This window comes from Litoribacter ruber (assembly GCF_018500185.1).
Classification (GTDB): domain Bacteria; phylum Bacteroidota; class Bacteroidia; order Cytophagales; family Cyclobacteriaceae; genus Litoribacter; species Litoribacter ruber.
Genome location: NZ_JAHBGI010000009.1, coordinates 158,654 through 176,462 on the forward strand (window position 1 = coordinate 158,654; position 17,809 = coordinate 176,462).

Sequence of the window (17,809 nt, forward strand, 5' to 3'; positions counted from 1 at the left end):
GGTTTCAAAGGGGGTTCCAAGATGGATATAGCTCGTTTTAACAGCGGCGTTTTAAAATATTAATTATGAGTTTATCTGTCCAAAAAGAGCCAAAGGGATCAAGGAGTAAGGTTGCGCCCATATTTGTCAGCTTCCAATCTTTCCTGAAAAAACCTAGGATACTAGATACGGTGCCACCGCTTTCCCCTTTCAATTTTCTGCTCCTGCTTGGCGCGGCTCTGGTAGCCGTGGTGCCATATGGTCTGGTCTTGGAACTGGCCGGGGCGGGGCAGTTTGACCATGTGATTGAAGAAATGCTTAGGGATCATAAGGTACTGGTAATGGTTGCGGTGATAATCCTCGCCCCATTGCTGGAGGAGACTGCCTTCCGCTACCATTTGAGTTTGAAAAGGGGGGCTTTTGTATGGGGACTGGTATTGTCCTTAATGCTGGCTGCCGAGATATGGTGGCTTGCGGCGATTTTGGCCCTTTATTTTATCAGCCTGTTTGTCATGGTTTCTTTGAAGAAAGATGTGCCCCTTCACCTGGTGGTTTATGTGTCAGCCATTTTGTTTGGTCTTGTGCATATGGATAATTTCCGCGAATTCGATTGGGTCAGCAATTTCTACTGGGTCCCCTTTCTAGTGGGGATACAGTTTGCTTTGGGCCTGCTGCTGGGCTTCATTAGGCTTCATTACGGAATGTGGAAGGCAATTTATTTCCATGCAGCATACAATGCGGTTCTTGTAATACCCGCGGTGGTGTTTGGGTTTGAGTAATGATATGAAATTTAATACGCTTGAAATAATGGAAGTAAGGAAAAGCTTTTATAATGATATGGCCTATGGAGTGACCGTAGGAGCAATTGCCGCAATGATTTATTACGTATTTGCTTCTTAAAAGGGAATGGAAACCATAACAAGTATGAGTGCAGTACACATTATGATGATATGGGCTCCACTAAACCTGATAGTCATGATAATAATGTTTTCCAATTGGGAAATCAAGAAGAAAACCTGGTTTAGGATGATATACTACCCCATGTTGATTATTTCCACTGTAGTGGCTATGTATATAATTTACCACGGTATTCAATATTACAATATTAACATCGAGCAAGCATGATGGTACAAAGGTTTCTGATGAAAGTTTTTCCGTCTAAGGTGATGAGGGTTATGCATATGGTATGGCTTGCGGCATTTCTTCTTGGGGTTTTTATTGGGGTTTGGTTTGGTATAAAGCGAGATTATAATTGATTTGGATTTTATGAATGTGCAGCTTAAGAACAGATTCAGACTCGTCTTATTGAAAGGGATTTTAATTATGGTGTCTACCTATTTTATTTTCAGTTTAGGTAAGCGCTTTGGGATTTTCCTTGGCGTATGGTTGGGCTAATGAATGTTTTAACTAAAGGAAGAAATTTATGAAAAATAAATTGTTCAATATGCTTCCCAAAATTGCTTTTGGGGCTTTAGTAATTTTTGTTGGCTTCCATATAATTGATGCATTCATTGAAATTGTATTGCGAAACCGCTCTTGGAATGAATGGGTGGAAAGCCAAGGGGTGGTATCAACTGCTATCAGGGCTCTGGTGTCAATGGTAATTAGCGTCCTCCAACAGAGGGTTAATTTTCAAAGGAGCAGGATTAATGATTAGGTTCGGATTTGTGCAAAAACTAATTTACTTTCTCCTTCTTTTTTGCCTGGCTGTCCCCGGCTACTCCCAATGCAAAGTGTTGTACCTGACGGTGAACGGGGAGGAACAGGTATCATCAGTACGATCGGTTCCCAAATACTACTCCAACATCCGAAACCTGCGGATTGAGCAGGAGGGGGAGCGGGAAAGGATGAACGTAATGGATTATGATTACCTGGCATTTATCAGTGAGGGAGATACCCTCATGCTGGAGCAGAAAAAGGTTGGCAACCGGCAGGTGTGGCTTCGACAGCTTACCGATGGGGAGGAAAAGCTGTACGAGCGCAAAAGGTTTAATTTCCTGCCCAAATTCGGGTTTATAACCGGGATGACGGTGGCCCTCAGTGCCCTTGTCGGATTTGAATACGGCATCCCTATCGGTTTGCCTTTGGGAATTGTATTCATGAATGATGTGGTCAATTCCGAAAGCTATTTCCTAGAGGACGAGGCGGGTCTTCGGAAAATCCCCGCTAGAGAGGCTAAGGTGTATTTAGAGCATGGGAAAGCCTTTCAGCCCCAGGTTGGAAGTTTAAATAATTGTTGAGTTAATAGTTAATCTGTATGAAAGAGAGGGTTTTAGTAATCATCAATATTGGCCTTGTTCTTATAGGTATTATTTATCATGATTGGCTATCCAATCTAATGGGTAGTTACTGGTTTTATATGGGGTACGGGTTGATGTTTGCGATCATGTTTACTTTTAGGCCCAATGCTTTGAAAACCAAGCATGAATTGGTTCAGTATGTATATCCGCTTTCTGCCTTGGTTCTGTTTCATGTATTTTCATTGTCAGCCAATGAACAAGTACATATTTACCATCTTGTAGCAGGATCTCTTTTGGGAGTAATATTAATCAAGGTGGAAATGTGGCTATTGGAGCGAGTATTTTGTCTTTTTCCTAGGTATGGTAGTAACAGTTAAGAAGGCTACCTTAAATCTATTGGAGAGAGGATTTGAAAAACCTTTTGCGTTTGATGTGAAGGTTTTTATCTCTATAGTCCTATTTAATATTGGGTTCATTTTGTCAAAACTGTGGCTTTTGAATAAACCCTTGGGTGAAGAGTCTGATTATGCAATGTTGACCTTGAATGGGGTTTTCGTCTTGTTGGTCCTGGTTCCGGTAATAGAGGAATTTGTATTTCGAGGAGTTTTTATGTTTGGGAAAAACAGGTATTGGAGCATGGTTTATATACCTGTGGTGGTTTTCGTAGGCATTACCCTTTTCAAACTTCCCCTCGGGACGAATATGATTATGGTGATAAGTTTATTAGTAGGGATGTCAAGCTTTTTGTTCTATTCAAGCATAAAATCTTTTATCAGGATGAACAGCCTGCTAATGATTGTCCTGATGGCCTTGCTGTTCTCTGTTGGGCATATCCATAATTACGAGACCTGGGACTTGAATAGTTACTTGGGCTTATTGCCAAGGTTGACCGGGGGGCTGTTTTTTGGATATGCCGCCGTCAAGTACAGTTTATGGGCTGCGATGGGTTTTCATTTTGGGAATAATTTGATTGTGGTATTATTGGCCTTTCTTCAACAGGTAATTGTGACAGGTGGAGTATGAAGATTCTAAAGTATTTATCTATTCTCTTTCTGAGCCATCTGTTAATGCATTTTCCAATTCAGCATTTGGTTAGTCTTGGATTGTTGCAGGAAGGAATAAATAACAGTCATTTAAAATTGGGATGGGATATTTATACGGTCGGAATATTTTATTATCTAGTAATCTTTTTTCCATTTTTTGAAGAAACATCATTCAGGCTATTCTTAAAGCCTACTAAGAATAGATTGCTTTTTGGAGTTTCTTTCCTGAGCACTTTAATCGTTTATTTAATATCCAGCCATTATATTGATTTAGATTCCCAAAGGTTTATTTACACCAGTTTGACTATACTGCTGTCAGTTTCCCTTTTCATTTTGCTCAACAAAAAATTGAATGTTAGCTCTCAATGGCAATCCAGGATAAATAGTAAGTATTTATTAATAGCTTCTAGTGTGGGTTTTGCTCTTGTGCATTATGGTGTCTATTTCAGCTCTCATATAGTGTTGTTTTCATTCATACCTTTGATTAAACACTTTTTTTCAGGTTTAATATTTGGCATTATCAGAATTCGACATGGGTTCAGGTATGGATTACTGCTTCATTCGAGTAACAACCTATTGGCTTTTTTAGCAATATTTTTTAAGTCCACTGTATTGACTTAAATTTAGAGTAAAAATATTTAATGTTTAAAGTATGAAATTTATTGGATATCTAATGTTATTGTTCGGTCTTGGTTACTTATATAATTTAATCAACGTCCTCTTCTTTTGTGTATGGGAGGAATCAGATTCGCTTAGGATTCTAGGGTCGGTGGAAGTCAGTATGACGGTTTACATTTTGTATAACTTAGCCCTTACGATTGTTTGTCTGAATGCATTCTGGCGGTATAGTCGAAAAAGAGAGCAGAGCGGTTTATGAATCCAAAATCCAAAACAAATCAGCTTCTCATTACAGCCTTTTCGTTTTTAATCGTAATCCTTCTATATAACGGAAAAATACTACATGCTGCAGTTTGGGTCGCAATAGCCGGTGCAGCTTTGCTAAAGAGTAGAAAAGAAGCCTAATGAAATCAGTTATGAAAGAAAAAGCAAAATCCAAAACCGGAATCATTGCGAGCATCGTAGTGATCCTGTTAATTGCCTTTGTGGTGGCCTACAATGGAGGGTATATGATAGGGAAATTAAGGGCGCATATTGAAAATAATGCTCAGAAGGATTAAAGTAGATAGGGCAGTAAGTTCAAGAAAGAACTTCTTTTCGGTATTGCTGCTTTTTGTCTTTTTCCTTGTTTCCTGTTCGGGCAACGAGGCCTCTTCTTTTGAAATAGATGAGGATGGGTTAATTATAGTTCCTGTAAGCGTGCTTGAGGGAAGGGGAGCAAACTTTGTTTTCGATACAGGAGCGGAGGCTACCGTAATTTCAAAGGAATTGGCAGACGAGTTAGCTTTGGATACGCTTAAGGCTATAAAGGTAAATGGCCGGTCATCGACAACCGTCAATATACCCAAACTACAGGTTGGAAAATGGACTGTCAACAATGTGGAGGCAGTGGTGATAGACATGGAAAATGCCACTTTTGTAGATTCCAATCTTGATGGCATCCTCGGGTTAAATTTAATTAACCTGTTGGCTTGGGACTTTGACCTAAAAAGGAAACAGTTCCATCTTTATGATGGCCCTATTGAGCCGGAAGTTAATTCGATTCAAATACCTTTCAAAAAGCGAAAATCTTCGGGATATCCATATTTGACCATAAGCACGGATCTGTTTGAATCGGATTCCCTGTTTTTTGATACCGGCTTCAGTGGCTTTCTTTTCGTGAATCAAGAGCCGGTAAGCAAGAAGCTTAAGCTGGAAAAGGAGACGAATAGGCAGAAGTCAGTTTTTGGAGAAGAGAATCAGCTCATCTATCATTACATGGCCGATGAGTTATTCTTGTTTGGGCAACCCTTTGAGCATGTGCCAATCCGTTATGCTCCGGAGCCCCTATTGCCCATGGAATTTTTGGGAGTAGGGTTCATCCACCATTTCCACAGTTTTGTATTTGATCCATTTTCGTCGAATATTTATCTCCGTAAATGAATGGAATCGGGATTGGCTCACCAACTTAATAATAACCCAAGGAGGGATTCTCTTATTCCCATTAAAATCTCCTGTCCGAAAATGTACGCATTGGCACATGGAGTGTCCAGTTATGGCACATGTCGAACTAATGGCTTAATTTTTTTAAGTCAAAACCATTTCAAAATTTGTCCATATGGGGGAATTGCCTTACTTTTCCGCCCAATTTTTAACGGTTCCTGCACATGGGGAACAAAAATTTCGTATGAATAGATTAATGTTTTACATACCGTCTCAAAGAGCAAATTTCAAATCAATTTATATTTTATGAGAAAGTTCACGCTTTTGACGCTACTCAGTGGATTGCTATGCGTTTCCACGATGGCACAGAACAAGATCGAGTTCAAGGAATTTACCTTGGACAATGGCCTGCATGTCATCATGCATCAGGACAACAGTACGCCTATTGTAACTGCATCGGTGCTTTACCATGTAGGTTCCAAAAACGAGGATCCGGAGCGGACCGGTTTTGCCCACTTCTTCGAGCACCTGCTTTTTGAAGGTTCCGAAAACATGGGCCGTGGTGAGTACATGAACAAAATCCAGTCCTCAGGAGGAACATTCAATGCTTTTACATCAAGTGACATTACCTATTATTACCAAACCTTGCCCTCGAATAAACTTGAGTTGGCCTTGTACATGGAAAGTGAAAGGATGTTGCATGCAAAAATCGATGAGGTAGGGGTAGAGACCCAAAGGGAAGTGGTCAAAGAGGAAAAAAGACAAAGTTATGATAATCGGCCATACGGTACCATCCTTCTGGAAACCTTGGCTAGGGCTTATTCCGAGCACCCTTACCAATGGGCACCAATAGGTTCATTGGACCATTTGAATGCAGCCTCCTTGGATGAGTTCCTGCAGTTTTACAAAGACTTCTATGTTCCCAACAATGCAACCTTGACCATCGCCGGTGACATCGAATACGATCAAGCTGAGGAGTGGGTGAGGATGTATTTCTCTGAAGTGCCAAAAGGCGGAGAAGTGAGAAGGCCGAATGTGAACGAGCCAAGAAAAACTACTGAGACCAGGGATGTGATCTATGACAACATCCAAATCCCAGCGGTGATCCAGGCCTACAATTTGCCTAAGAAAACCAATAACGATTCTTATGCCTTGGATATGTTATCTACTTACTTGACAGGTGGCAAATCCTCCCTGATGACAAAGGAGTTGGTGGATAAGCAGCAAAAGGCTTTGGCTGTGGCGGCAATGCCTTTGGATCTTGAGGATGGCGGTATCTTCATCATGTATGGCATCACCAACATGGGTGTAGCAGCCGATGACTTGGAACGTGAGATAGATAATATACTCACGCAGGTAAAAGCAGAAGGTATCTCCGAAAGGGATTTTCAGAAACTGCAGAACATCATTGAAAACAATTTGGTAAGCAAGAATTCCTCCATGGCAGGAATCGCTCAGAACTTGGCTGAAGCTAAGGTTTTCTATGGCGACACGGATTATATCAACCGGGAGTTGGATAAGTATAGAGCCGTGACCAGGGATGATATCCAGCGGGTTGCCAATAACTACCTGACCTTGGATGGCCGAGTGGTACTTCATTACCTTCCTAAATCTGCCCAACAAGGAGAATAATCAACAACACATGCTTTCCAAATCCAAATGCAGGTCATTTTGCTGCTGGCTAAGGGAGCGACAGAAGATACAGTTATGAAAAAAATCTTTATATATTTCGTTTTTAGCCTGCTTGTAGTTCAGGCAGGATTTGCTCAGGTGGACAGGAGTAAATATCCGGAACCGGGTCCTGCGCCGGAGATTAAGATTGGCGAGGCTGAAACCTTTACCCTAGCCAATGGCTTGAAGGTATTTGTAGTAGAAAACAGGAAGCTGCCTAGGGTTGCATTTTCGCTAGTTTTGGACAGGGATCCCATATTTGAGGGAGACAAGGCTGGTTTAACTGGTTTTGTTGGAGAAATGATGACTGCCGGTACAAAAAACAGGACCAAGGATCAGCTGGACGAAGAGGTGGACTTTATCGGCGCTAGCTTGAGAGCTTCCTCTACCTCGATTTTTGGTTCTTCGCTTAAGCAGCACCAGGAGAAGGTGTTGGAGTTGATGACCGACGTGCTATACAATCCGGTGTTCCCAGCCGAAGAGCTGGAAAAGCAGAAAAAGCAGGCTTTGACCGGCCTGGCTACCAACAAGGACGATCCCGATGCTATCTCTGGCAGACTAGTTGGCGCAGTTAATTTCGGTAAAAACCACCCTTATGGACAGGTCCAAACTGAAGAAAGTACAAAGAATATCCAGTTAGCCGATATCAAGGCCTATCATGAAACCTTCTTTAGGCCAAATATTGCTTACTTGGCTATCGTAGGTGATATCGACAAGGCTGAAGCCGAAAAACTGGTGAAGCAATACTTCAGCAAATGGGAGAAAAAAGAGGTGCCTTCCTTTGATTACGAAAATCCTTCCAAGCCTGAAGGAATAAATGTAGCCTTAGTGGACCGTTCTGCATCCGTACAGTCTGTCATCAATATCACGCACCCAGTTAAAATGCATATCACTAATGATGACTATTTGAGTACACAGGTTTTGGATTATATCCTGGGCGGGGGTGCTTCTTCAAGGTTGTTTATGAACCTTCGTGAAGACAAAGGCTATACCTATGGGGCTTACTCCTCAATAGGATCCGATAAATTAATTACCAGGTTTTCTGCTAGGGCTTCCGTAAGGTCAGAAGTTACTGACAGTGCAGTATACGAGATGCTTTACGAAATCCGCAATATCGTGGACAAGGGCGTGACCGAAGAAGAGCTTGAGTCTGCCAAGGCCAACTTGAGCGGAAGCTTCGGTCGTTCGCTGGAGAGCCCTTCTACGATTGCCAATTTCGCCATCAATACAGAGCGCTATGGCTTGCCTGCCGACTTCTATGCCACTTATTTGCAAAGATTGAATGACATCACGGTTGAGGATGTGAATCAGGCTGCCAAAAAATATTTGAACCCTGAAGGATTATATATCACGGTAGTGGGTAATGGTTCTGGCATCAAAGACGGGTTGAGCCAGTTTGGCGAGATCAAGATGTACAACAACATGGGCGATCCGGCTAGAGAAGTAGAAATGGCTAATGAAGATATTACCGTTGAGGAGATTTTCGAGAAATATATTGAGGCGATCGGTGGTCGTGAGAATGTGGAGAAAGTGGAAACTGCCAAAATTACAAGCTCAGCAGAAGTGCAGGGCATGAAATTGAACCTGACCTCTATCCATGATGAGCCAAACCGTCAGTTTGCCCAAAGCGTGGAAATGATGGGTAACGTGGCTTCCCGTACGGTGATCAAAGACGGCAAAGCCAAGGTGACGGCCATGGGCCAAAGCCAGGAGCTAAACGACGAGCAGTTTGAAGCGGTAAAGATGAGCATGTTTATCTTCCCAGAGCTTCACTATGAAGAAATGGGCTACACCATGGAAGTGGACGGAGTGGCTGACGTCGAAGGCAAGGATGCCTATAAAGTGATCATCAGAAACCCAACTGGCTCTGAAATTGTAAACTACTACTCTGTGGAGGATGGTTTGAAGCTTAGAAATGAAAATCCAATGGCCGGAGACACCACTTATGAGGAGTATGAGGAATATGAAGGCGTGTTTTTCCCGACCGTTTCCACCATGAAATCCCCACAGATTCCGGTACCGTTGAAAACAGTTGTAGAATCTTTGGAAATAAATACTGAAATTTCAGAAGCGGATTTTAATTAAAGAAGACGGAAGACCGGAGACGGAAGACCGAACGCGAGAACTTTCCGTCTCCCGTCTCCCGTCTTCCGTCCAAAAAAGAAAACATGAAAAAACTAACAACAAACATGCTTGTGATGCTGGCTTTTTTGGCCAGCAACCTTGCTTTCGCCGGGCAGCAGGACAATGATCCAACTGCTGAAGAGGTGATCGAAAACTACCTGGAAGCTATAGGCGGAAAAGCCAAGCTGGAGGAAATCCGAAATGCCAAAATCGAAATGGTAACGGAATTTCAGGGAATGGTGATGAATATGTACTTCATCCATGATGAGGAAAATGAGCGCATGAACCAGCGCGTCTTGGTGATGGGCAACGAAGCCAGTAACATCACCCTCAAAGACGGCAAGGCCAAGGTGCTCATGATGGGGCAAACCCAAGAACTTACCGATGAGCAATACCAGGAGGCCAAAATGAACATGAGCGCTTTCCCTGAACTCAGGTATGGCACCAATGGGTACGAATTGTCTTATGAAGGCAAGGAAACGGTAAACGATGAGGAGGCTTACAAAATCGTAGTGAAAAACCAGAATGGCGTATCCCAAACCAACTTCTACAGTGTGGAGAGCGGTCTGAAGTTGAGAAACGAAAACCCAACTTCCGGTAATACGGAATACCTGACCTACGATGAGATCGACGGCATCATGTACCCCGTTGAAATGCGCGTAAAATCCCCCATGGTCCCAGAAGCCATCACCGCCAACGTTGAATCCATTGAGTTCAACACAGAGTTGTCGGAAGATGATTTTGAATAAGGACAGAAAAATAAATTAACCGCAAAGAGGCGTAGAAGACGCAGAGATTTAATTAATTTCTCTGTGCCCTCTGCGCCTCCGCGGTTTTTCACATAGTACATAGTACTTAGTACCTAGTACATCAATAATGCGGATGCTTCCTCATAAACTCATCCACGCTAAACTTGCCTGACCCATAGATAAGGTACACGATCAACAGGATGAAAGTGATCAGGGAAAGTTCAAACTCCAAGTTGTTGGATACCGATAGGAACCCCTGCTGGATGTTGACAAAGAACACTGCGAAAAAGAGGATCGGTAGCTGAAACACTATCGCAAACCGTGTAAGTAACCCCATCGCTATCAGCAAGCCTCCCACCAAATGGGCAAAAGCCACATAGTGGGCCAAAGCCATGTTGAAAAACCCTATATCAATACCTGTCATCATATCCATGAGTCTTTCGGTATTGCCGATAAACATGACTCCTTTGAAGAAGATGAACAGCCCCAAAACCACGCGGAGATAATCTATCCATACCGGATGATGTGTGTCCGCCCAATGCTCAATTCTGCTTGCGTATCCCATGGCGTTCTTGTTTTTATAATTCCTACCACTTAATATACGAAAATTTACCAACAAAACCATGGTTATGAGCTGTTCATCAGTGGTTTAGCTTTGTCTGACCCATGCGGTTCTTTTTGGGTTTTCAGCTGAAATGTCAATCCTGTGAGAAAGATAAAGGGGCTCGGCGGAAGCATGGATGCGGATGTTAAGGATGCGGCCATAGCGGTTAATTTTAAGATCAAGACGATCAGCTTCCAAGGAAATATCGCTCGTGAAGGGCTGTCCGTTGATTTCCACTATCCGGTCCATTTGCATTACATGATCTGTATTGGGGCCGTGGGGGTGGATTTTGGTTATTATCCCCTCTTCATTAGTAATGATACCAAAAGCCGCTTCGAGTCGGTTGGCTCTAGGGACGGCTTTGACCTCCAATCCCAAGGTTCCTAACTGGGCAAACAATACTTCTCTGATATCCTGGGTGCCCTTGATATATTTGGAGAAGAATTGCTCAGTTTCTTTTTCCCCAAGGTGGCCGGCAATGATCTGTTGATAATCCTCCAAAAGGTAACCCTTTTTCAAATCGCCATATTTTTGCCACATGTTATTCATCACCTCTTGAAGGGAGCTTTGTTGGTCCAGAAGCATTAAGTCTAGGGTGAGTGAAATCAAGGCGCCCCGATTGTAAATAGAGACCTTGCGGTCAGGAATGCCTGCCTTGTACCCGTCCAGCCAGAGGTCAAAGCTTGAATCCGTAATCGACATGGACTGCCAGCCAAAGCTTTCAAATTCCCTGTCGAGCTGTTTCTGCAATATCTCCAGGTAGTTTTCCAAACTAAAGTAGCCTGACTGTAGCAGGTAATAATCGCCCATGTAGGTGGTCACGCCCTCAGCCACTACACCGGTTTTGATGTAAGCCTCTTTGGAGAAGTCATAGGGTAGGATCTCCTTAGGCCTGATTCTACAGACATTCCAAAAATGGTAAAGCTCATGGGAGCTCACCCCCATGAGTTCATCGTAAAGCTTTTTGTCGCCAAGCTCCTCAGCCGGACCTATGGTGATCACGGTGCTATACTGGTGCTCCACACCATGATAATGTTTATACGGAAGCAATTGGATAAGGAAATGATATTCACGGGCAGGGAAATCACCAAAGCCATTCATTTGGGCCGTGGTGAAGGCTTTGAAGTCTGATTTTAGTTTTTCCACATCGAAATGAACCTCTCCCTGAAACCATAAATGGAAAGTTTTGCCATCAACATTATAACTATCATGTTTCAAGGTAGTCGAGGCAAATAAGGGGCTGTCCACCAAATGCTGGAAATCAGTAGCCTCAAAGGTGTGTTTATCAATTTTGGGCAGTGCGGTGGCTGTCTTGAAGTCTCCGGGGAGGTCCAAAGTTACCTTTATGGGTTCATTTTCCCGGCCTTTTGCCTCAAAGACAAAGTTGATAAAATTCAAATAAAGCTGCTCGTCATCAGACCAGCTGCCGCCAGCATCCATTTGATTGGCGTGGAATTCATATTCGATTTCGCAAATCCCGGTTGAGGCTGCTGTGAAGGTAAAGAGGTCTTTGGTTTCCTTTAGGGATGGCGTGATTTTTCCCTCCTGGGAAACTTTGAAGCCCTTGATTTTTTGGGCATAATGGGCGAGTTCATAGCGTCCTGGTCGCCAAGCTGGCAATTGAAGCGAAACCTTTTCTCCCTGTAGACAGTCCAGTTTCAGAAGAATTTGTAAATACTGGGAAAGGATATTGTTTCTTTTTATATAATATTGCATTTGGTTTTGTGCTTAGGTGATAAACAAAAGTAAGCCACTGATTTGTAAATCAAAAAATCCTATCTATCTTTGCAGTCCTTTTTAGGGGGAAGCCCCTGAGGAAATTATAGGAAAGAAATATATTAAAAGCTTTATATCATGAAAAGAACGTTTCAGCCTTCCCGCAGAAAAAGAAGAAACAAGCACGGTTTCAGAGAAAGAATGTCTACTGCTAACGGTAGAAGAGTATTGAGATCTAGAAGAGCTAAAGGAAGACATAAGTTAACCGTATCTTCTGAAAAGACATTGAAGAAGTAATTCATTGATGCATGTACTCGTAGCTGATACGGTAACTGATGTACTATGAATTATAAACTTTCTAAGAATGAGAGACTCCATTCTAAAAAGTCAATAAAGGAACTTTTTGATAAAGGTTCCTCTTTTTTTTTATATCCATTTAAGGTGTTATTTTTAGAGGCTGGCGACAGTGAAACTAATCAGGTACTTTTCTCTGTTTCTAAAAGGAAAATCAGAAAGGCCGTGCATCGCAACCATGTGAAAAGAAGGATGAAAGAAGCCTATAGGCTCAACAAACACCTTCTAGATGCCGTTGAACCCGATAAGAAAAGGAACATAGCCTTGATCTATGTGTCACATGAGCTGCAATCCTTTCAGGATATACAGCCCAAAATCATGAAGATTTTAACCAAAATTGCCCATACAGAAACACCTTAGTATCCTCTAATTATGTTAAAAAACCGTAAAATTCTTGTACTCTTTCTGGTTGTCCTGCTGGGCAGCGGAACACTTTTTTCATTTGTAACCAAGAATGATAAGCTTTTTGCCATCGCCAAAAACCTGGACATTTTCGCCTCCCTGGTACGTGAGCTTGACTCCTACTACGTGGATGATATTGACCCGGAGGAGTTGGTGACCATTGGTATCAATGCCATGCTGGAGGAGCTGGATCCATATACCGAATACATTCCGGAGGAAAATTCGGACGACTTTAGGATGATGACCACTGGCGAATATGGGGGGGTGGGCGCCCTGATTGGTAACCGTACCGGAACCAATATGATACTGATGCCTTATAAAGGCTTTCCTGCTCAAGAGGCAGGGTTGAGGATTGGGGATGAGCTATTGAAGGTGGATTCCATCGATGTGCGCGAATATGAGACCGCTGAGATTTCCAAACTCCTAAAAGGGCCAGCCAATACGAATTTGAAGGTAAAGGTAAAAAGGGGTGAGGATACCCTGGCCGTGGAACTGACCAGAAAGAAGATTGTAATCAGCAACGTTCCTTATTACGGGATGATTGATGAGCAGACCGGTTATATTAAATTGACGGATTTTACCACCAATGCTGCCGCTGATGTGCGTAAAGCACTTGTGGATCTGAAATCCCAAGGTGCCCAGAAGTTGGTGTTGGATGTGAGGGACAATCCAGGCGGGATTCTGAAAGAAGCCGTGGAGGTAGTGAACCTCTTTATTCCAAAAGGCCGTGAGGTGGTAAGCACCAAAGGGAAGCTTCAAAGTGTAAATGCAGTTTACAAAACCGAAAAAGCCCCAGTGGATAAGGATATCCCATTGGTGGTATTGATCAATGAGAGAAGTGCTTCGGCATCTGAAATTGTGGCGGGTGCGCTTCAGGATTATGATAGGGCGGTACTCGTAGGCAGAAAAACCTTCGGCAAAGGTCTTGTGCAAAGCACGGTGCCATTGTCCTACAATTCACAAGTAAAGCTAACGACAGCCAAATATTACATTCCAAGTGGTCGATTGATTCAGGCCATTGATTATAGCAACAAAGATGAAGAGGGGCAGGGTAGATCTATTCCGGATTCCTTGAGAAATGAGTTTAAAACAAAAGGTGGCCGAATCGTTCTTGATGGCGCAGGTATCGAGCCTGACCAGTCAGTAGATTCCAGAACTTACGCACCTATTACATTCAGCTTGGTGGCAAGAGGTTTGATTTTCGACTTTGCCAATAAATTCAGCAGGCAGAACGAAGAAATTCCCGGCCCAAGGAAATTCAAGGTGTCGGATGAACTTTATGAAGAGTTTGTGGAGTGGCTTCAGGATAAGGAATACGATTATACTACCAGAGTAGAAAAGACGATTGCTGATCTTGAAAAATACGCTGAGAAAGAAAAATATTTTGAGGAAATCCAAGATGAAATAGCCCAATTAAAGAAAAGTGTGGGGCATAACAAAGAGCAGGATCTTATCACATTCAAGGATGAGATCAAAGATGCGCTCAAGGATGAGATTATTACCAGGTATTACTATCAAGAGGGGGTAGTAGAAGCTTCCTTGGATAGAGATGAAGAGATCAAGAAATCTTTGACAGTATTGGGTGATCAAAATCAATTTGCAATGATCTTGAAGCCTGGGAAGAAAAAATAATTCATGGTAGACCAGTTCTTATTGTTTCTTGCCGGATTGGCAGGGGGATTTATAGCAGGTCTGCTGGGCATAGGAGGAGGAATGGTGTTTATCATCGTTCTTCCTTTTGCGCTTTTAGAGATAGGGGTGCCCGAGTCGGAGATTGTGCAGTACACCATTGCCAACTCTCTTTTTGGGACTTTTTTTGCCAGTCTATCGGGTAACATCACCCATGTGCGTACCAAGACATTTTACCTGAGGGAAGTGCTGTATATTGGGATATCCGGAGCAGTAGCCTCCATCCTGTTTTTGGAATATGTGGTTAACACCCCTTATTATTCCAAAACGATTTTCAACGTATTTCTGATTGTGTTTTTGGGATTTCTGCTGATCAGGTCTTTTATAATCAAAGACAAGGAAGGCAGCCAGGGCAAAACCAAACGCAATCCTCTTATAGTGTCAGGCTCTTTAGCGGGGGCGGTTTCTTCCCTTTCGGGGCTGGGCGGCGGCACCGTGGTGATCCCCATGCTCAACAACTACTTCAGGTTTGACGTCAAAAAAGCCAAGTCCATATCTATAGGCATGATCTTGATTTCGACTGGGGCCAATGTCATTTATAACATGAACACCACCCCCATGTATGATATCGACTATTATAATTATGGGTATATCGTGATGCCTATAGCCATTTCCCTTTCCCTTGGGGTAATGCTAGCGGCGCCGATTGGTGTGATGACCTCCCTGAGGATGTCCTCTAAAACATTGAAGTTGGTTTTTGCTATTTTTGTGGGGATGATTATTGTGGATAAGGGGATTGAATTAATAAGTATGTTATGGGATTGATTTTATCGATTGAAACAGCCATTTCGGTCTGTTCAGTTGCACTGCATCGAGAAGGAAAACTTTTGGGGTTGCTTGAACTGCATCAAGACAATGTGCATTCGCAAAAACTCATGCCCAGTATCGACAGTCTGATGCAAAGAGTGGGAGTGGCCACTGCCGACCTGGATGCCATTGCGGTATCTGCCGGGCCTGGGAGTTATACAGGGTTGAGGATTGGGGTTTCTACTGCCAAAGGTTTTGCATATGCTCATAATTTGCCATTGATAGGTGTGGATACCTTGGATGCCTTGGCTTTGAGGGTGAAAGATTTCATGCCTGCCGGGTCTAGGGCTATTCCCATGATGGACGCCCGTAGGATGGAAGTGTATTGCAAGACCTTAAACCATGGCATGGAGGAGCTCACACCTTTGGCCCCTGTGGTGGTGGATGAGGATAGCTTTGGTGAGGATTTGCAAAATGGCCCTGTCCTTTTTATAGGAGACGCTGTGGAGAAGGTTGCTAATGTGATCAGGCATGAGAATGCAAGATTTATCCCTTTGGTCAATTCTGCAGAAAGTGTGGGGCAGATAGCGTTTGGTAAATTTGAAAAAAAGGATTTTGTTGACTTAGCTTACTTTGAGCCGAACTACCTAAAAGAGTTTAGGGTTATCAAATCCAAGAAAAACCCTTTGTTATCATGAGTGAGATTGTAAATAGAGTAGCCAATAGTCCGATCATCACCGTTGATCTGGAAGAATACTATACTTCAGGAGAACGAAGCGTGTTTGATCTGAAAGGGTATCTTTTTCAAGAGTTGGTATTAAAGGAATTGGATTTCAGAAAGGCTTTGAAGGAGTTGGACTGGGAGCAATTTAGGGATAAGCATGTAGCTGTTTTTTGTTCGGTAGACGCCATTGTGCCTACTTGGGCATTTATGTTGGTGTCCACCTATTTGGAAGGAGTGGCCAAAACCGTTGTTTTGGGCAATGAAGAGGCTTTGGAGCAATTTCTTTATCAGGAGGCCTTACAAAAACTGAACCCCTCAGATTTTGAAGGCCGGCCTGTGGTGGTAAAAGGCTGCGGGGATTTGCCCGTACCTTTGTTTGCCTATGGGGAAGTGGTGCGTAAGCTCAAGCCCGTTGCCAAGTCCATTATGTACGGGGAGCCGTGTAGTACTGTTCCGCTTTATAAGAGAAGGTAGATTGTTGTACTATGTACTAGGTACTAGGTACTAAGTTTTACGTATGTAAATTTTCCCTCCCAACATACCCCATCTGAAGAGCGCAGCTCTGAAGGAGGGTCGCGAAAGTGAAAACACTGTATAATCTCACCGCCTCAAAATGACAGGAAACAGCACCCGATGGTGAAGGTACTTGGTACATGGTACATTGAACTTGGTACTACCGTAAGCATGAAGTACGAAAAGGTTTATGTGTCAGTCACGGGATGCAATGATGAATGTCGAATGATGAATGATGAATGATGAATAATGAAGTAAGCTCTGGTTAGACTGATATCCCATCCGAAGAGCGCAGCTCGAGGGAGGGTCGCGAAAGTAAAAACACTGGCTAATCTCACCACCTCAGTATGGCAGGAAACAGCATCCGATGGTGAAGGTACTTGGTACGTGGTACCTGGTACCCCATCGGAAGTACGAAGTTCGAAAAGGTTTACGTGTCAGTCACGTTTGGTTGAATAATGAATGATGAACGCCGAATGTCGAATAATGAACAATTGCTAGATTGATACCCCATCCGAAGAGCGCAGCTCGAGGGAGGGCTACGAGAATAAATACACCGGATGACTTCATAACATAAAAGCGGCTACCAGCCAACCTCTGATGCTGGAAGTCTTAGTACATAGTACTTCGTACCTAGTACAATTTTAAACCCCATCAAAACAGCCTGTTAAAAGAAAATTGTAAAAAATCTCCTAGGCCTGTTTGGTAGATTTAAAAAAGCTCCCTATGTTTGCATTCCCAATCGGGGAAAGCGCTGATAAACGGTCAGGGCGGACAAAATTGAAATGCGGATATCGACAATTATCGAAATAAAGTTTTAAAAATTTTTTCGAAATGATTGTTGGAGATTAAAAAAAGTCTCCCGATATTTGCACTCGCTTTCGGAAACAAAGGTTTTCGACTATTCTCAAAACGAGAAGAAAGTTCATTGAAGTAGTGTAAGACAATACGACAAATAGCCAAGCAATGTGCTTGAAATCCTAGCAAGAAACAAGATGGGTTAAGACCATCGCAAAATACTTTACTATGGAGAGTTTGATCCTGGCTCAGGATGAACGCTAGCGGCAGGCCTAATACATGCAAGTCGAACGGGATTTATCAGCTTGCTGATAATGAGAGTGGCGCACGGGTGCGTAACGCGTATGCAACCTACCTTTTACAGGGGGATAGCTTCCGGAAACGGAAATTAATACCCCATGGCAACATGGAACCGC

General features: G+C 43.0%; 19 protein-coding genes and 1 rRNA gene. 18 read left to right on the top strand and 2 right to left on the bottom strand.

Annotated elements, in window-relative coordinates; all coding sequences use genetic code 11:
- The first annotated feature begins 65 nt into the window (after positions 1 to 65).
- From KIH41_RS13370 to KIH41_RS13420, 10 genes are all read left to right on the top strand, one after another.
- Positions 66 to 758: a CPBP family glutamic-type intramembrane protease gene (locus KIH41_RS13370; protein WP_214162696.1), complete on the top strand. Its 693-nt coding sequence runs from the start codon at positions 66 to 68 to the stop codon at positions 756 to 758.
- A gap of 145 nt (positions 759 to 903) precedes the next feature.
- A complete protein-coding gene (locus KIH41_RS13375) occupies positions 904 to 1,104 on the top strand; it encodes a hypothetical protein (protein ID WP_214162697.1) in 201 nt (66 codons plus the stop codon).
- Between the two features lie 542 nt (positions 1,105 to 1,646).
- Positions 1,647 to 2,219, top strand: a complete 573-nt coding sequence (locus KIH41_RS13380; RefSeq protein ID WP_214162698.1) for a hypothetical protein — start codon at positions 1,647 to 1,649, stop codon at positions 2,217 to 2,219.
- 17 nt (positions 2,220 to 2,236) lie between these two features.
- Entirely contained in the window at positions 2,237 to 2,596 is a 360-nt protein-coding gene (locus KIH41_RS13385; protein WP_214162699.1) for a hypothetical protein, read from the top strand.
- A gap of 118 nt (positions 2,597 to 2,714) precedes the next feature.
- Complete coding sequence (locus KIH41_RS13390) at positions 2,715 to 3,242, top strand: CPBP family intramembrane glutamic endopeptidase (RefSeq protein ID WP_214162700.1); 528 nt, start codon at positions 2,715 to 2,717, stop codon at positions 3,240 to 3,242.
- A gap of 1,054 nt (positions 3,243 to 4,296) precedes the next feature.
- Entirely contained in the window at positions 4,297 to 4,440 is a 144-nt protein-coding gene (locus KIH41_RS13400; RefSeq protein WP_214162702.1) for a hypothetical protein, read from the top strand.
- Positions 4,424 to 5,302, top strand: coding sequence for a retropepsin-like aspartic protease (locus KIH41_RS13405; protein WP_214162703.1), 879 nt, complete (start codon positions 4,424 to 4,426; stop codon positions 5,300 to 5,302). The genes KIH41_RS13400 and KIH41_RS13405 overlap by 17 nt, the downstream gene beginning before the upstream one ends.
- A 306-nt stretch (positions 5,303 to 5,608) precedes the next feature.
- Entirely contained in the window at positions 5,609 to 6,934 is a 1,326-nt protein-coding gene (locus tag KIH41_RS13410; protein ID WP_214162704.1) for a M16 family metallopeptidase, read from the top strand.
- A gap of 75 nt (positions 6,935 to 7,009) precedes the next feature.
- Positions 7,010 to 9,058, top strand: coding sequence for a M16 family metallopeptidase (locus KIH41_RS13415; RefSeq protein ID WP_214162705.1), 2,049 nt, complete (start codon positions 7,010 to 7,012; stop codon positions 9,056 to 9,058).
- Between the two features lie 83 nt (positions 9,059 to 9,141).
- The gene (locus KIH41_RS13420; protein ID WP_214162706.1) at positions 9,142 to 9,846 is read left to right on the top strand and encodes a LolA-like protein; all 705 of its coding nucleotides are present in this window, start codon (positions 9,142 to 9,144) and stop codon (positions 9,844 to 9,846) included.
- A 121-nt stretch (positions 9,847 to 9,967) separates the two neighbouring features.
- On the opposite strand, the gene KIH41_RS13425 is transcribed toward KIH41_RS13420, so the two are convergent.
- Together KIH41_RS13425 and KIH41_RS13430 are read right to left on the bottom strand one after the other, a co-directional pair.
- Positions 9,968 to 10,411 (bottom strand): DoxX family protein, encoded by a 444-nt coding sequence (locus KIH41_RS13425; RefSeq protein ID WP_213944639.1) that lies wholly within the window; start codon positions 10,409 to 10,411, stop codon positions 9,968 to 9,970.
- 84 nt (positions 10,412 to 10,495) lie between these two features.
- Positions 10,496 to 12,166 (bottom strand): M61 family metallopeptidase, encoded by a 1,671-nt coding sequence (locus KIH41_RS13430; RefSeq protein WP_214162707.1) that lies wholly within the window; start codon positions 12,164 to 12,166, stop codon positions 10,496 to 10,498.
- Positions 12,167 to 12,304: 138 nt separating this feature from the next.
- Here KIH41_RS13430 and rpmH point away from each other — a divergent pair, with 138 nt between their 5' ends.
- The 8 genes from rpmH to KIH41_RS13465 all read left to right on the top strand — a co-directional run.
- Positions 12,305 to 12,463 (top strand): 50S ribosomal protein L34, encoded by a 159-nt coding sequence (gene rpmH / locus KIH41_RS13435; RefSeq protein ID WP_143959674.1) that lies wholly within the window; start codon positions 12,305 to 12,307, stop codon positions 12,461 to 12,463.
- Positions 12,464 to 12,508: 45 nt separating this feature from the next.
- Positions 12,509 to 12,880: a ribonuclease P protein component gene (gene rnpA / locus KIH41_RS13440; RefSeq protein WP_214162708.1), complete on the top strand. Its 372-nt coding sequence runs from the start codon at positions 12,509 to 12,511 to the stop codon at positions 12,878 to 12,880.
- 12 nt (positions 12,881 to 12,892) lie between these two features.
- Positions 12,893 to 14,554, top strand: coding sequence for a S41 family peptidase (locus KIH41_RS13445; protein ID WP_214162709.1), 1,662 nt, complete (start codon positions 12,893 to 12,895; stop codon positions 14,552 to 14,554).
- Positions 14,555 to 14,557: 3 nt separating this feature from the next.
- Positions 14,558 to 15,376 carry a sulfite exporter TauE/SafE family protein gene (locus KIH41_RS13450; protein WP_213944643.1) on the top strand — a complete coding sequence of 273 codons (819 nt, stop codon included), beginning with the start codon at positions 14,558 to 14,560 and terminating at the stop codon, positions 15,374 to 15,376.
- Positions 15,367 to 16,056: a tRNA (adenosine(37)-N6)-threonylcarbamoyltransferase complex dimerization subunit type 1 TsaB gene (gene tsaB, locus KIH41_RS13455; protein WP_214162710.1), complete on the top strand. Its 690-nt coding sequence runs from the start codon at positions 15,367 to 15,369 to the stop codon at positions 16,054 to 16,056. The genes KIH41_RS13450 and tsaB overlap by 10 nt, the downstream gene beginning before the upstream one ends.
- Positions 16,053 to 16,556: a DUF2480 family protein gene (locus KIH41_RS13460; protein WP_214162711.1), complete on the top strand. Its 504-nt coding sequence runs from the start codon at positions 16,053 to 16,055 to the stop codon at positions 16,554 to 16,556. Before tsaB ends, KIH41_RS13460 begins: the two co-directional genes overlap by 4 nt.
- A gap of 159 nt (positions 16,557 to 16,715) precedes the next feature.
- On the top strand, positions 16,716 to 16,838 hold the full coding sequence (locus KIH41_RS18225; protein ID WP_262897966.1) for a hypothetical protein: 123 nt from the start codon (positions 16,716 to 16,718) through the stop codon (positions 16,836 to 16,838).
- A 780-nt stretch (positions 16,839 to 17,618) separates the two neighbouring features.
- A 16S ribosomal RNA gene (locus KIH41_RS13465) occupies positions 17,619 to 17,809 on the top strand; the annotation flags it as partial.